The following is a 14,007-nucleotide window of genomic DNA, read 5'->3' as shown; positions in this document are numbered from 1 at the left end:
GAGTAACCGCTTTTATTCCCGGTGCTGAGTGAGCAGACTCACAAAATTAAACCGGCATTTCATTTTTGCTGGATTTTGTCGATCGAGAGAGGGATAAATTACAAATGATGGTCTAAAAATTTAAATCTGTTGTCCTGGAGGGAAAATGGGTGAAACGCAACTGCTGGAACGCATTACGCTCGATCGGCAGGCCATTTCATTTAACCGCATGTACACCACCAGCGCGGTTTACTACCACTGGCATCAGTGCGTTGAATTGCTCTATATTTCCAGCGGTTATGGCATCGTGGTGGTGGACAATCAGCACTACACCGCCCGTCCGGGGCGTTTATTTGTTTTCCCGCCCTTCCGTTTGCACAAAGTGCAGGTCGATCATAGCGATAAGAACCCCTATCACCGCACCACCATGCACATTGCGCAATCGGTCGTCGAAAGTGCGCTCAGCACCTTTCCGCGCCATCAGGCCCGCTTCGCCTCGCTGGCCGCCAGCAATCTCCCGGCACAAATTTACGATCTCAGCACGCACGCGCCGTTTATTGAAAGAATACTTGAACAGTTTCAGCGCCTGGAGGACAACGCGCAGACCGAGGCCTGCGAGGTGGCATTTCTGGTGATGCAGCTCATGACATGTCTGCCCGAGCAGCCGCAGCCCTACCCGCCGCGCCAGCAGACCGTCGCCTCGCGGATAATGAGCTGGGTCGAAGCCCACTATGCCAGCAAGTTTTCGCTCGATCGGTTAGCGCACGACCTGGGGCTCTCGCGAAGCTATACCTCACGCATTTTCCGCCAGCAGACCGGCGGTAGCATCCACGAATATTTGCTGACCCGGCGGATTAAAAGCAGCTGCGATCTGTTACGGTACAGCGATGAGCCTGTTGACGCCATTGCACTGGCAGTGGGGTTTAGCGAGGTGACCTATTTCATTACCTGCTTTAAAAAGATGATGCGTCAGACGCCGCTGCAGTATCGACGGAGTAACTCCGGCACCAGAATTCCCGGTTAAGGCGGTTTTAACAAACAAAAAACCCAGGTCGCATAACGACCTGGGTTTCGAATTTGGCGGAAGCGTAGACCTCTTAACTAAGATCTAACTCAATCCAAACAAATCCAATTATTCCTTTAATATCATTTAGTTATTTACAAACCTCATTTAAACCTGTTCAATCAAATCCACTAATAGCCACAACAAATGGCATACCGAATGGCATACTGGATTTCGAGGAAAACCCATGGCTGTAATCACCGACACCAAAGCAAAAAATATCAAACCGGACGATAAACCAATCCCTCATGGAAGTGTCACGGGCCTGGCACTTCACCCATCCTCAAAACGTGGGCGAGGAAAGTGGGTCCTGCGCTTTATTAGTCCTCAAACACAAAAACGCCGTAACGCGGGCCTTGGCATCTACCCTGAAGTCAGTATCGCAGAAGCCGCAAAGCTAGCCAGGGCTATGCGCGAGCAGTTAGCAGCAGGTACCGATCCACTCGAATTACAAAACAAGGAAAAAGTGGTAGTCCCAACTTTCGAAGAAGCTGCACGAAAAGTTCATACTGAATTGCTGCCTGGCTGGAAAAACGACAAACATGGCAAGCAGTGGATTTCCACGCTGGAGAAACACGTACTCCCTCTTATCGGTTCGATGAAACTAGATACTCTCACCGCTGCCAAGATTGCAGCAGTATTGCGCCCTATCTGGTTATCACATTCAGAAACAGCCAGAAGAACTAGACAACGTATCCACACTGTAATGGCTTGGGGATGGGCTCATGGGTATTGTTCAGCTAATCCAGTAGATGTGGTAGGTCTTTTGCTTCCTCAGCAGGCAAGTGCCACTATTCGTCGGGTCCACCAGCCTGCAATGCCATGGGAAAAAATCCCTGTATTTCTACAGACATATTTCAATCCTGAAGAGGTATTCAACGTAAGCCAATCATTAATGTTGTATGTAATTTTGACAGCATGTCGTTCTGGTGAGGCAAGGTCTATGCACTGGTCTGAGATTGACTTTAAAAATAGAGTCTGGGTAATTCCGGCTGAAAAAATGAAGGCAGGAATACTGCATCGCGTGCCTTTATCAGAGCAAGCTCTTACCGTTCTCGAAAAAATGCGTGGTTTGCACAAAGAGCTTGTTTTCCCCTCTCCTCGTAAGCAGGTTGTTTTATCCGATATGGTACTCACCTCGTTTTTACGAAGAGCAAACGCTGAAAGTGATGTTCCTGGTAGGGTAGCGACTGCTCATGGCTTCCGCTCTAGTTTTCGCGACTGGTGTAGCGAACATGGATACCCACGCGATTTAGCGGAACGTGCATTAGCCCATACGGTGAAGAATAAAGTTGAAGCGGCTTATCACCGCACTGATCTGCTTGAGCTGCGTCGCCCGATGATGCAGGCATGGGCTGATTATGTTTTTTCAGTGGTGAAATAAATTTTCTCAGCGCCTTTCAAGGCGCTTTTTTATTTAACTGTTGCATCAAACGCAGCCTTAACTATTGCATTTTCTCTGGACCAATCTTCACTCATGCGGGGAATACTGGCTTGCCCAGACCATGTGCTGACATATAAGCCTAGCAGGAGTGGTACAGATAGCGCCGGGGGTACTGTCACGACTACGTAGATGGAGAAAGTTGTTTCCAGTTGCTTAAGCCAGAACGGACAAAGAAAAAAGATTTGTGGGGCACGGGAAGTAGCCTATACTGGCATTTTTTATTACATCGAAATGTTTTATGACAGAAAGCTTCGGTATGGTTAGAATAATAATATGCCGCCACCGAAAAAGGGTAAAATATAAACAATAGCTAAGAAGAATCAATGTTAACCGTTGTAATTAGACAAGTTAACATTTCTTCCCCCTACCTAAATCACGTCTCAATCTTAAAAGTTGATGGAATCTTCGAACCATCAGGAAGATATGTATAGACTGTTGAAATCATCTCTCCGCCAGGTCCAAGCTTGGTAATCAACAAAGCTACAAAATTCGCTCCGACAGTTTCATCCTTTACGATCTGTAACATAGAAAGATCGTCTTTTCTGCTTGGATATGGCTCAAATGAAGGGTGTGAGTGCCATTCACCGATATAATTGAAGCGTGCATAATCGTAGCCAGTTTCTTGAAAAAAAGCACGGAGCCCACCAATAGCATCTTCAATTCGTCTGATAAAGGATGCAAGCGTACCCTGACGATGTATGGTTATCTCACGAACGATGAAAACATTATTCCCGACATTTTCACCCATAAGAATACCGCCAACTTCACGTTGACCAGCTTTTTGGAGCGCTGCCCTCATTAAATTATGTTGCTTAGTCGGTAGAATCAGAGTTAGCACTTTGTTTTCCTTCATACATATTTATCAATGCCTTTGCAACTTCGACCCTATCTTCATCTCTCACAGCATTTTCGTCGCGTTCCCAGCCTTCTCCACTTATTTCAACTGGCCGTGTGTCAAACGGCTCCTCGAAAATCCATTCACGACGCATACCAAGCAAGTACAAAGAATACGGGAATTCGCTTGGCTCTCTGCATAAAGCAGTATCCACAGCCAGCCGTGTCAGTGCAGTGGTAATAAAGCCCACGTCGCTGTCGTATGCAATAAGTGGTTGTTCATCACTCCCATCGTAGCTAGCCATATTCTTGAAAGGTGCTTCGGGGAGGGTTGAGAGATAAGAATGGTAAGCGTCACGCACAGCTAATGGATTTGGGTCGTGTTTAGGGCGTGCTCGCGCGATCATGCCTCCGTAACCACCTGCGAATATCTCCCCCCAGCACATAGGTATTCTATTTCGCTGGGCAGTCGCTGCTAACAACAAAAAGACTTCTGGATTAGCTGTGGCGTCGATCAACAAGTCGCAATTAGACAGATCTTTTAATGCAGCTGCTGCTGTCACCGCCGACTCTTGTCCCGCAAGACGAATAATCTTTACATCTACTTTCACTCCAGCCGCTATAAGCGCTAAAGTATTGCTTACGGCCCATGCCTTATGCGCTCCCACATGGGCCCACCCCAACTCATGACGCACCAAGTTGCCCGGAGTGAGATAATCGTCATCGATTAATAAGAACTGTCTAACACCTGAACGAGAAAGGGAAATCGCAAGTTTGCTGCCTACGGATCCCAGCCCAACAATTCCTATGCGGACCTTACTCAACTTCAGTGATTCTTCCGAAAGCCTTAAGGCTGAGCTCGGAGAGCTGACAACTCGATGTTCCCGTAGCACTGGTTGCTCCCCAGAATCTATCAGGAATACTCGCAGTGATGTCCACTCTTTGCCTAGTAATATGATCGTCCGAGCCTTGTACTTATCCCCTTCCTTAATCAGAACGTCATCGGTGTTAAAACCGGCCATCATCAACATCTGGATTAAAGCTTCTACGGAATCTAAGGATTGCCTCTGGCTAAAGTAGTCGCTTCTATAGACCCAACCCTCATAAGATAATGACAAAATACTAATAAAATCGATGAGCCCTTGAGGGATATCGGAAATATTTCGCAGTTCATTCTGTGCGTCAGCGACTCTTGCTATGAACATTACCGCCGACCCTTCGTTGTACACCGTTGAAGATGATATTCGGGTTCTGGACGGAAGTGGGAGCGCAGTAAAAATATTTTCAACTTCGGAGGTAGGGACATAACGTCGAAATATAAAATTAAGGTTCTGCCCCTCTGTCAAGCGATGCGCAGAGGGAACAGAATGAGGTAACTCAGGATGCTGTTCTGTACTTAGCAACTCGTATGCACTGCGTACCATATCTGCACCAGTCACATTGCTATGCCAGTTATCTGCCCGCCACTGCAAGCACAGAGAGCCACCCACGCCATATTGATGACTAGTCCATCGCTCTGATTTATCTCGCGGACATATGGAGGGCGGAGAATCCGGGAACGAGTCCGGATATTTCATCTCCCCTGCAAACAATCGTCCATGGATATACATGTCGATATCAACGGTGATCGAGCCCTCTTCAGATATACGCCAAGCTGTGCTTAGCCAACCCGTCTCGGTTTCAAGATGCGTGAGTTCATCCTTCTCCCTCAGGAAACGCACGGGATCGTCCATAGCCCACTTCATGAGGCAAACCCCGATGATTTGTTAGGTTGTACGGGATGACTAGGAAAAGATAAAGTAGTCGAGGCAGCAACCGCAGGCCGTAACAGCGATTTAGATGTAGTGGTAAACTGAGCACTGAAATAGGTTGTATTAAACACCTCATCCCAGGCGTCGCCAGCCTTTTTACTTGTGCAATCTTGCTCGTCTAAAACTTTCAATACCTCCAGCGCATCTCCCAGACACCCCCGGAAAAAAATAACGCATTCGTCGTCTTCTTCTGCAAGATTTTTATCAGTAAATACCGGGTGGGATATACGTTGACTTACGTCTAACTGCAATTTGATTGCCTTCCATGTATCACGTAAAGCATCATCATCCCGATTTGGACAGGCAATAAAATTGTCTACAACTAACTTAGAAATACAAATGCCACTGGTTGTCTTTTTTTTCCAGGCATTACGGCTTCTAGCCATTTTCTTAGTAAGTTTGGTGATACGGCGCATCTGACTGGTATCTGATTCCCCTGTTTTCAGTTCATTACCAACGGCATCGTTGTACCAGCTCGTGACCTTACGTGCATCTGACTTAGTCCATTCGTCGCCACTTGCTAATTCATACTCTATGACGTCATTCCCCCAAATATCTTTAGAGCAGGTCGTACGATAAATTGGAATATCGATGTGATAGCCATCGGGATACTCTTGACGCACACAATTAGTTTTGACAACCGCATCGTACGCCAACCGGTCATCCTTCAATGCCTTCTTAACCCGCTTACGAACATCAAGCGCACTAAGATAATCGCCTTCAGCGTTCTTAAGATCTTCCTTATCGAAATACGCACCATCATCAATATCATAGTCACATGCATCATCCTGAACCATTGTCCGCATCGCATATGAGCCCTGAGAGCTAAATTTCTTTGGCAAAGGATGCCCAGCCTTTGTCAATCCATTTTGGAGCCTTGTTCGGCCATTGTCACGGCGGCTACGCATTTCTGCCTGCTCTGCGTTAGAAAGGTTCACTTCTTCTGAGTGATACCCTTTCATCTCTTTATTACAATCAATAATGGTCATGAGGATCCTCGGATTTAATGACAACTATAATTGGACGAGCTAGCCAATGCAGTTCGAAACGCGCCCATTTTACTTACTGATTCTGCCGTAGCCCAAGCGTAATCAACATCTGAGATGGCTTGCCGGGCAAGCGCATTTAGCACCCTAGGACGTGCATCGTCCATATTTTCTAAATACTTCTGGAGTTCTCCTGATGGGCATTGTGCCGGAAGTCGATATGCAAAACTCCCATCTCCTCGCAGCTCCGCGATTTTACAAGCCAGGTAGTCGTACGCAATTGCCTGTGAATTCATACTTACAGTGATAGCCTTAATTCCTGCCCCCCATCCCCAGACACCTCGGTGCAATTTATCAGCACTCATAAGTTCTTCGCCTCCCTGCACTGGAAGCGTACCGAGCATAAATAACTGAATCGGACGCTCACTCTCTCCTCTCTGTTGAAGGATTTCATGAGCTTCTATCATTCCCACAGCTCCCGGATTATTTGCCCAGAGCCCCCCATCAACATAATCAACTGTTGCTCCGCCACCTGGTTCAGATAAACGAGCTATTGATCTCAGGATAGGAGCAGCACTAGTTGCCATACAGGCATCGACCAATAGTCGGTCGTTGTCGCGTCCATTAAGACGATTCATATGAGGGGTTTTGAAAACTGTGGCAGCATGGCGATTAAGATCTACTGCTGTGATGGCTAACCCAATTCCACGACGAATATAGACTTGCCCCATAGTTTCGGTACCAAAGGAGTCTGAAAGGATTGCTCGCAAGGCTTGATCCCCAGATGCAAGGCCAGAAAAAAGGGCACGAACAAACTTCCCCAGTACAGGTAAAGCACGTAATCGTTGCCGCGGGAAAATTTTTCCACCATGCACTTGATAAAGATCAACAACCTTATCAAGTGAGACCCCCGCAGCAAGCGCGCAGGCAACTATCCCGCCCGTACTGGTTCCTACAATTAAATCGAACGCTTTGCCTGGATCTATGGCTCCTTCGCCAGATTTATGCAGACGCTGCGCGAATGTATTGAGATACGTCGCTTGATAAACGCCACGCATACCACCGCCATCTAAACAAAGGACACGAAATGGTTTAACTTCCACTGTATATACCAAAAATTGACTCGACCTTTACAAGATATAGTATCTTATTTTCCGAATTCAAGTAGCTATCTGACCTGCTCCACGTTGATTAATACACACCGATGTTAGTAATGTCTTCATAAGCCACATGAGGACATCCCCATGAAGAAGCGTTTTTCCGACAAACAGATCATCAGTATCCTCCGCGAGGCTGAAGCCGGGGTTTCTGCCCATGAGCTCTGCCGTAAGCACGCCATTTCCGACGCCACCTTTTACACCTGGCGCAAGAAGTATGGCGGTATGCTGGTGCTGCTGTACGGGCAGGTGAGCGGTAAGGTCATGGCGGCACGTGAGGTCACCGGCACTACTGGCGGGAAAACGGAAAGCAGCATGAGCAGTCCGCCGGAGCAGATAGCCGCTGCAAAGTGATTACAGAACCAGCAGCAGAATACCGCACTGGCGGGCCGTCAGGCTGGTGGAATTATTGAACCTGATGCAGGACATCGGATCATTGGGCGGATCACGGCGGTATTTAACCCATAAACCGCGGTGATACAGACCGCGACCAGGTCAGGAGCGGGCTTCAGATTTAAACATTGCGTTACCTGCACACCCGTTCAGACATAAAGGGATTGATATATTAGCGTAAAGCAAGAGGATGGATAATGGCGGTATCTCTGGAAACATATTTTAACTATCTGGATGGGCGCGGGTTCATTCGTGAGTACCAGAGTACGGTGCGTGCACGTCTCAGAGATGGAGGGTAGCGAGTGGAGCGTGTTCTTTCGCTTGAGTTGAATATCCCACCTATCTGGCAAGAGATTATGCTGCCGGAAGAAGCTCGAGATTTGATCAGACGTCACGAGGGGCGGACAGACGCGCTACCTTCGGCTATAGCGAATAGATTAACAAGACTGGGATTTATATCGGCAAGTGGGAGGGCCAATATTAATGGCGGCCCACGCCGCTACATTCTGAGAGCCCATACTTTCCCGATTAGCAGGAATTTCTACCGGCATTTTATTCTGCCAAATCTAAAACACTCCTTCATCCCCGACAACCAAAGGTTTTCCCGGGCAATGACCAGCGCTCCGGTTATCAATGCTCAACGTCGTGAGGAGGAGATGAACCGTTATCTGAATAATGAAGCCTTTCGGAGTCCACAGGAGGCAACAGATTTTCTCAATAATCTTTTCACGGATTTTTAGTATTACAGGGAAGGCAGGGATAAAAATCTGCAACATGAAAAAAAATTTGTTGATTCGCCCGCACCTACTGCGGGCATTAGTATCTACCCTGAAGTCAGTATCGCTGAAGCAGCAAAGCTGGCCAGGGCTATGCGCGAGCAATTAGCAGCAGGCACCGATCCACTCGAATTACAAAACAAAGAAAAAGTGGTAGTCTCAACTTTCGAAGAAGCTGCACGAAAAGTTCATACTGAATTGCTGCCTGGCTGGAAAAACGATAAACATGGATAACAGGGGATCTCCACGCTTGAAAGGTATGTGTTCCCGTTTATCGGCTCGATGAAACTGAATAGCCTCGTAACACCTAACATTGCAGCTGTATTGCGTCCCCTCTGATTGCCTCTTTCAGAAACTTCCAGAAGAACACGACAACGTGTTCACACTGTAATGGCATGGTGGTGGGCCCATGGGTATTGTTCAGCTACCCCAGTAGATATGGTAGGTCATTTACTTTCCCAACAGACCAGTTCCACTATCTGCAGAGTTCACCAAACTGCAATGCCCTGGAATAATATCCCACTGTATATGGCCATACAGCCAGAGCATGAAGAAATATTCACCGTAAGCCAAGCATTAATGACATATATTATTTTGACTACCTGTCGTGCCGGTGAGGCGAGGTTTATGTGCTGGTCTGATATTGATTTTAAGAACAGAGTCTGGACTATTGCTGCAGAAAGAATGAAGGCAGGGATCCAACATCGGGTATCTCTGCCAAACTAGGCCCTTGTCGTTCTCGAAAAAAATGCGTGGATTGCATCAAGTTCTCGTATTCCCTTCCCCGCGTAAGAAGAGCCTTTTATCCGATATGGTGCTCACACCTTTTTTAAGAAGAACAAATGCAGAAAGTGATGTTCCTGGTCAGGTAGCAACAGCTCATGGTTTCCGCTCGAGCTTTCGCGACTGGTATAGCGAGCATTGCTACCCACGCGATTTAGCGGAACGTGCATTAGCCGATACCGTGAAAAACAAAGTTGAAGCAGCGTATCACCGTACTGATCTGCTTGAACTGCGTCGCCCGATCATCCAAGCCTGGGCTGATTACGTCTTTTCATTAGTTAAATAGATTTACTGTGCGCCTTTCGGGCCGCTTTTCTTTTTCGTTCAACGATTACATCAAAAGCAGCTTTCACATCGACATCATATCTTGACCAGTCGCTAATAAGGCGAGGAATGCGGTCATATGTCTCAGTCTGGTTATTTTTTAATTTCTGCCCCTCTGAATAACCGGGAAAATAAGACTGTCTTATAAAGGTATATAAATCGTCATGAATTGCATTTATAGCCTGTTCTTTGCTTTTCCAGCCTCCTTCCCGTTGTCTGACCTGCAACAAGCGAATAACTTCGGCCTTGAGAGGGGAAAACATAGCAGCTTTGGCTTTGCCTCCATGAGTCGCCTTTTCTTTTTTGATTGCGTCTGTCTGCTGCCAGATTGCGTGTTCGACCATCCCTCTACAGAAATCGATTAGTTCGAGAGATTTCATTAGCCACTTGACACCCACACACCAATCAGATGCAACGAAATGAAGCCCGGAATACCAGAAAATCGCTGCCATAAAGATCTGCTCACTGACCATCTCCTGGAATGTATCGGCATCTTCGCTTAACATCTGATGCTGCATCTGCTCAAACTCCCGACTTTTCACTGAACTCTGTACAAGTTCGACCACTATTGCGTCAATATCGGGATCGTCCCCACACAAGCTGGAAACATCGATTTGCCAGCCAACAATATGTAAATTGAATAACAATAGTTCTCTTTTCTTCTTAAACGATGCTTTCAGTTCATCAATCAAAAAAATAAAATTATAATTACACACAATTCAATCACCTACGCTGTGTAAAAAATGAGGTAATGCAGCCGTATGGTTTAGAACTGCATCAATGGTTAACCTTCCTCTCATCCAAAACAAACCAGATTATGAGGAAAAACACTATGCCATCATCTAACGTAAAAATCCTGCGTATGCGTTCAGTAGTGCAAAAACTCGGCATCGCCCGATCAACAATTTACGATTGGCTCAACCCAGAGTCCCCACGTCACGATGCAACCTTCCCAAAACAGCGTCAGTTAGGGCAACAGTCTGTAGGATGGATAGAAGCAGAGCTGGATGAATGGTTACTTCAACGCAAGACACTTACTGAGTGAGCACGGCATGAACGAATTTCAGTTAGCTAACTGAATGTTTAAAACGGCGCGAACCAACGCAGGTAAGCGCCTTATTATGAAAGTGACTACCCATTACTCTGCACTCCAGCGAACAATCGCAAACATTAACGGACTATAAGGGTAATCGTTAAGGTCTTGTAGCTGCCTTTAGTGATAAAATGCCTATTCCGATGATTCCGGTCAGTAATTACACCTCAGAAGGAATGGTGGGAGTTTCGCAATGCGCTGCGTTACTTCAACCGTGATTGTACTTGGAATCCCCCGCCCACCGCCAAATGCTTGCACCAAGTATCAGGGTTCTGCGTAAGAACGAGTACGCCTGGCACAACCTCTCCCCCTGAATTCCGGCCCCTGTTACAGGACAATCATCCAGCAGCTGGCTGTCAGTAGTCCTCAGAGCAAACTTTCCCGTCTCTCTCTGTGGGCTACCTGCATATCCGACACGCCACGATCAGAAACAGACTGAGCTTGTGCATCTCTGCCTAGTATAACCGGATGTTATCAGTCATCCGATGAGGTAAGGGTGATAAATGGTCGACCAGGACGGTACCGGTAGCGCTCTGGCTCGAGATAAGGACGTTACGCGGAAAGAACAGGGCTGTATCAGCGCCTTATCCAGTCAGTTGGCAGGACGATTATTAATGCTGGCCTGACCGTATTCACCTCACTATGCATTCGCATTTAAAAATCGAAAACTATCAACTGAGTTACAAAAATTAAATACCTCATGGAATCATGATTTTTTTCCCGGTGTATATCACTTCCGTAGTAAAAAAAACATAATATCTTCATATTTCAATTTTAGTGTTTTAACTATTGCATTGTGCTTTGGCTAACAATCCACCTATTAATCCAGTAAACCCACCCACTGAATTTATGCTCCAGGGATGGGTGGTTAATATTAACTATAGGTTGCAGAATGCATAGTACCTACTCAAATATAGATTTGAGAGTAATATGCAACGCTATCCAGAGTTGAATTATTCACTACAACCAGAACATTATGTTCATGGCTTTGCTCCATCCATGTATTGGCGCCCACAAGCATTGTGATCAGCTGCCCATTAATTGCTTGTGTTAATGTATCACGAGCGGCATGATACTTGGTTTGCAGATATGAGGTTTTAGGGTACGGGAAGTTCATATCATCATAAACCTCAAAAGTTAATGCCAAATAACCTTCTATGGCAGCCATTCCAAATCCCATATCCATAGTAGCAACTCTTTTGATCAGATACCCTTCACTACCGCCATCAAGCTGTACTTTACCATTTTTAAAAAGACTTTTGAGTTGTTCATTTGTTAGCTTCATTATTTCTCCGTATTATTACTCATAATAACATTTTGTTTTCTTAATAATGCATTTTCATGTTCAAGGCTCTCGATAACATATAGAGCTCCGACATGATATTATGCAGACTCATAACGGATGGCATTGGAAGTCAACAAAAAAATTTTCTAGATAGAATCAAGTACTATGAAATAGCTCGCCAATACTATGGGTGCAAGCCATATAAAATCTCGTATAATATGATTTGGGTCCTCAAAAATGAGCGCGCGGGTCTTTCCATTGTTACTGGCATATCCGATGGGCTGCATATATTTTCTACGCCAATAGTACGATTACGCGCTGACCTAACATCATGACCAGCAGCGCATCCTCAGCCTTTAGAATCCATTAATCTGACTTTGCTTAACAGCGTCAACATGTAGCGGTATTTACGACATGCTGCTGTCGACGGTGTATTTGACGCCTCTTCACTTCCAGTCAGACTTTCTACCGTTTTAAATAAGGGGAATTTTTCTTTGCGTCAATTATCATTCGGTCTGCTGATGGCTACGCTTTCAGGCTTCATGCGAGGAACCGCTCAAACATGTGAACACCGAACCCATCAAGCCCACCAGACCACTCAGCGGGGCCGTCAGTGCTACCACCATGTCCAACATCACAGATGCGTTGTAACCCGTAAGACGCGCACCAGAATCACGCTAGTTTTCCGTCACGCCGGTTGTCTAACACCCACCAGCAGCCGCGCTGCAACCTTTAATCAAGAGCAGAATTTAAGATTCACCGATAACTTCACCATCCGGTATGATATAAGCTTTGGCTAGACGTGTGGCATATCTACCATTCTTTTAACGGCCCGCACTGCAGAGGGCCAGTCCGGCAGGATGGTGCGAAAGCAGCTCCTGGTCGTGACCTTTACGACGCCGAACTTCAGCATGCCCGAGCCTTCACGTTCGCCAAAATCGGCACAAGATAGGCGTGCCGAGAAACAACAATTTAAATGTGAGCCGATTTTGGGTGTGCTGCATTCCACTCAGAAATTTTCTCCGGCGGTTTAGGTAGTTGTGGTTAGAAGCCCGGCAGGTATTGTAACCACTTACTGGGCTTCGTTGTTTTGGTCATCCCTAATAGTGAGATACGAAGACAAAACATAACAAGATACATCACATTAAAAGGTGAGATATATTGCAAGTGTTTTTATATCTTACAATCACATACAGTGAGATACAGATTACAAAAAGATAACCCACTATGTCTGTATACAAAAATGTAAAATCGCAAACGACGACTGTACATTTCCCACACAACATCTTCAACGGAAAAGAGATTGCTAAACAGCAAGGCGAGATATAGAAAAGCTAAAGGTAAAGATTTGGAACGCGTCTTGTATTACGCTGACAAGTTCATTGATTGCCCCCGTAACATAATGAACAATCACAAACTTTATCGAATGATAGTACGACTGGTGAACTATGCATTATAAAGTTCCATTACTAATTACAACGAGATAGAAACCAAATAACGCAAATGGTAACGATAACCTCAAACACTTCATTTAGTAAAATAATGATTGATACATAATCAGATACCCATTCAGCCAAGTACACTTGGCAGCATCTTGACGTTTTAAAGCTCCCGGTCTCACAATTACACAGCACTATACAAATGTAAGTAGACAAGGAATGATCCGAACAAAAAACCAACATTCTATAACAACCACCTTTCTGGGGAAGATTTCCTCTCATAACAGTTATTCAGAGCGGGTTTTAATGCAGTGAAGCCAGTCATTTAATTCATACAAACTGAGCCATGAAACAAGATTTTAATAGTACATTGCAATATGGTCAAAAAATATGACCGCACACTTATCAAACAGAGAGAAAAACATGCGTCAGTTAATAATCTTCGCTTTCACAGGCGCTTTATTCGTAAATATGATAAACCCGGCTGAGGCTGTACCGACAACCCGACTGCCACCAGCACCGTTACCATCTGAGTTGATACACAGCAATAATATCAAGACAAATCTCACACACCCAGATAACAATACATCAGAACCAAAGACCAAATTTCTCACAAAGAAAAAAAACTGAAAAGAAAGCT

Annotated in this window: 12 protein-coding genes and 1 pseudogene; 7 read left to right on the top strand and 6 right to left on the bottom strand. The window is 45.7% G+C overall.

Translation table 11 applies throughout. The features are described from left to right. Positions 1-145 precede the first annotated feature (145 nt). Both A4308_RS12655 and A4308_RS12650 read left to right on the top strand, forming a co-directional pair. Positions 146-1,003, top strand: coding sequence for an AraC family transcriptional regulator (locus A4308_RS12655; RefSeq protein WP_045281275.1), 858 nt, complete (start codon positions 146-148; stop codon positions 1,001-1,003). A gap of 226 nt (positions 1,004-1,229) precedes the next feature. After that, entirely contained in the window at positions 1,230-2,426 is a 1,197-nt protein-coding gene (locus A4308_RS12650) for a tyrosine-type recombinase/integrase (RefSeq protein ID WP_063308630.1), read from the top strand. Between the two features lie 433 nt (positions 2,427-2,859). Here the strand turns inward: A4308_RS12650 and A4308_RS12645 are convergent, their stop codons facing one another. Genes A4308_RS12645 through A4308_RS12630 form a run of 4 tightly spaced genes read right to left on the bottom strand, consistent with a single transcriptional unit; the run spans position 2,860 to position 7,220 of the window. After that, positions 2,860-3,324, bottom strand: a complete 465-nt coding sequence (locus A4308_RS12645; protein ID WP_063308629.1) for a Mov34/MPN/PAD-1 family protein — start codon at positions 3,322-3,324, stop codon at positions 2,860-2,862. Next, positions 3,299-5,053, bottom strand: a complete 1,755-nt coding sequence (locus A4308_RS12640) for a ThiF family adenylyltransferase (protein ID WP_071890862.1) — start codon at positions 5,051-5,053, stop codon at positions 3,299-3,301. The genes A4308_RS12645 and A4308_RS12640 overlap by 26 nt, the downstream gene beginning before the upstream one ends. A gap of 8 nt (positions 5,054-5,061) precedes the next feature. Further along, a complete protein-coding gene (locus tag A4308_RS12635; RefSeq protein ID WP_063308627.1) occupies positions 5,062-6,120 on the bottom strand; it encodes a cyclic GMP-AMP synthase DncV-like nucleotidyltransferase in 1,059 nt (352 codons plus the stop codon). A 14-nt stretch (positions 6,121-6,134) separates the two neighbouring features. Then, positions 6,135-7,220 carry a patatin-like phospholipase family protein gene (locus A4308_RS12630; RefSeq protein ID WP_156491232.1) on the bottom strand — a complete coding sequence of 362 codons (1,086 nt, stop codon included), beginning with the start codon at positions 7,218-7,220 and terminating at the stop codon, positions 6,135-6,137. Positions 7,221-7,361: 141 nt separating this feature from the next. Here A4308_RS12630 and A4308_RS12625 point away from each other — a divergent pair. The 4 genes and pseudogenes from A4308_RS12625 to A4308_RS22975 form a co-directional block, all read left to right on the top strand. After that, a pseudogene (locus A4308_RS12625) lies at positions 7,362-7,508 on the top strand (transposase); the annotation flags it as partial. Between the two features lie 461 nt (positions 7,509-7,969). After that, complete coding sequence (locus tag A4308_RS12620; protein ID WP_063308625.1) at positions 7,970-8,407, top strand: hypothetical protein; 438 nt, start codon at positions 7,970-7,972, stop codon at positions 8,405-8,407. Between the two features lie 129 nt (positions 8,408-8,536). Continuing rightward, positions 8,537-8,677, top strand: a complete 141-nt coding sequence (locus tag A4308_RS22980) for a hypothetical protein (protein ID WP_410375702.1) — start codon at positions 8,537-8,539, stop codon at positions 8,675-8,677. Between the two features lie 514 nt (positions 8,678-9,191). Beyond that, entirely contained in the window at positions 9,192-9,512 is a 321-nt protein-coding gene (locus tag A4308_RS22975) for a tyrosine-type recombinase/integrase (RefSeq protein WP_410375788.1), read from the top strand. Here A4308_RS22975 and A4308_RS22310 read toward each other — a convergent pair. Further along, complete coding sequence (locus A4308_RS22310; protein WP_063308624.1) at positions 9,505-10,266, bottom strand: hypothetical protein; 762 nt, start codon at positions 10,264-10,266, stop codon at positions 9,505-9,507. The two genes, A4308_RS22975 and A4308_RS22310, sit on opposite strands and share 8 nt — an antisense overlap. A 116-nt stretch (positions 10,267-10,382) precedes the next feature. On the opposite strand from A4308_RS22310, the gene A4308_RS21955 reads away from it, so the two are divergent. Further along, a complete protein-coding gene (locus A4308_RS21955; RefSeq protein WP_071890856.1) occupies positions 10,383-10,595 on the top strand; it encodes an AlpA family phage regulatory protein in 213 nt (70 codons plus the stop codon). Positions 10,596-11,550: 955 nt separating this feature from the next. Here A4308_RS21955 and A4308_RS12610 read toward each other — a convergent pair. Continuing rightward, entirely contained in the window at positions 11,551-11,928 is a 378-nt protein-coding gene (locus A4308_RS12610) for a hypothetical protein (protein ID WP_063308623.1), read from the bottom strand. Positions 11,929-14,007 lie beyond the last annotated feature (2,079 nt).

The sequence above is a fragment of the Enterobacter sp. ODB01 genome (genome assembly GCF_001623605.1).
Lineage (GTDB): Bacteria > Pseudomonadota > Gammaproteobacteria > Enterobacterales > Enterobacteriaceae > Enterobacter > Enterobacter kobei.
Note: the sequence above shows the minus strand (reverse complement) of the source record. Positions and strands in the feature narration are given on the sequence as shown.

Bases quoted from the DNA above. Each gene is read 5' to 3' on its own strand.
- A4308_RS21955 (WP_071890856.1), top strand. From the start codon at position 10,383: ATGCCATCATCTAACGTAAAAATCCTGCGTATGCGTTCAGTAGTGCAA.
- A4308_RS12610 (WP_063308623.1), bottom strand. From the start codon at position 11,928: ATGAAGCTAACAAATGAACAACTCAAAAGTCTTTTTAAAAATGGTAAA.
- A4308_RS12655 (WP_045281275.1), top strand. From the start codon at position 146: ATGGGTGAAACGCAACTGCTGGAACGCATTACGCTCGATCGGCAGGCC.
- A4308_RS12650 (WP_063308630.1), top strand. From the start codon at position 1,230: ATGGCTGTAATCACCGACACCAAAGCAAAAAATATCAAACCGGACGAT.
- A4308_RS12635 (WP_063308627.1), bottom strand. From the start codon at position 6,120: ATGACCATTATTGATTGTAATAAAGAGATGAAAGGGTATCACTCAGAA.
- A4308_RS22980 (WP_410375702.1), top strand. From the start codon at position 8,537: ATGCGCGAGCAATTAGCAGCAGGCACCGATCCACTCGAATTACAAAAC.
- A4308_RS22975 (WP_410375788.1), top strand. From the start codon at position 9,192: ATGCGTGGATTGCATCAAGTTCTCGTATTCCCTTCCCCGCGTAAGAAG.
- A4308_RS12640 (WP_071890862.1), bottom strand. From the start codon at position 5,053: ATGGACGATCCCGTGCGTTTCCTGAGGGAGAAGGATGAACTCACGCAT.